Raw genomic sequence first — 716 nt, forward strand, 5'->3', positions numbered from 1 at the left:
GCGCGCGCGCGCGCGCGCGCGCGCGCGCGCGCGCGCGCGCGCGCGCGCGCGCGCGCGCGCGCGCGCGCGCGCGCGCGCGCGCCGCGCGCGCGCGCGCGCGCGCGCGCGCCGCGCGCGCGCGCGCGCGCGCGCGCGCGCGCGCGCGCGCGCGCGCGCGCGCGCGCGCGCGCGCGCGCGCGCGCGCGCGCGCGCGCGCGCGCGCGCGCGCGCGCGCGCGCGCGCGCGCGCGCGCGCCGCCGCCGCGCCCCCCCCCCGTAGTCCCCCCCCCCCCCGTGGGGTCCGGGTGGGGCCCCCCCTTTGGGGGCCCAGGGTCCTCCAGGGCCGATCCTGGCGGGAACCCCTCGGCCGCCACCTCGACGACGGCGAACGCGGCCGCACCCTGGCCGCCCTGCTGCAGACCGGCTCCGACGGCCGCGCGCTGACCGCCGAACTCGTCGCCCGCTCCGGCCTGGACGTCCGCGACTGGGTCGACCGGCTGTTCGCCGTGATGCTGCCGCCGCTGCTGCACTTCCTGTACCGCTACGGCCTGGTGTTCTCCCCGCACGGGGAGAACGCGATCATCGTCTTCGACCAGCAGGACGTCCCGGTCCGGCTCGCCGTCAAGGACTTCGTCGACGACGTCAACATCAGCGACCGGCCGCTGCCGGAACTCGCCGACCTGCCCGACGGGATCGGCGAGGTGCTGCTCCGCGAGAACCCCGACTACCTGTGCCAGT

1 protein-coding gene and 1 pseudogene are annotated in these 716 nt (G+C 82.4%); both read left to right on the top strand.

The genetic code is table 11. From position 1 onward, the window contains the following. A partial coding sequence (locus KCH_RS44895) for a hypothetical protein (protein WP_244305430.1) occupies positions 1-258 on the top strand: 258 nt, incomplete at its 5' end. A 61-nt stretch (positions 259-319) separates the two neighbouring features. Continuing rightward, a pseudogene (locus KCH_RS44900) lies at positions 320-716 on the top strand (IucA/IucC family C-terminal-domain containing protein); the annotation flags it as partial.

Origin of the sequence: Kitasatospora cheerisanensis KCTC 2395, assembly GCF_000696185.1 — a bacterium.
GTDB classification, from domain to species: Bacteria; Actinomycetota; Actinomycetes; order Streptomycetales; family Streptomycetaceae; genus Kitasatospora; species Kitasatospora cheerisanensis.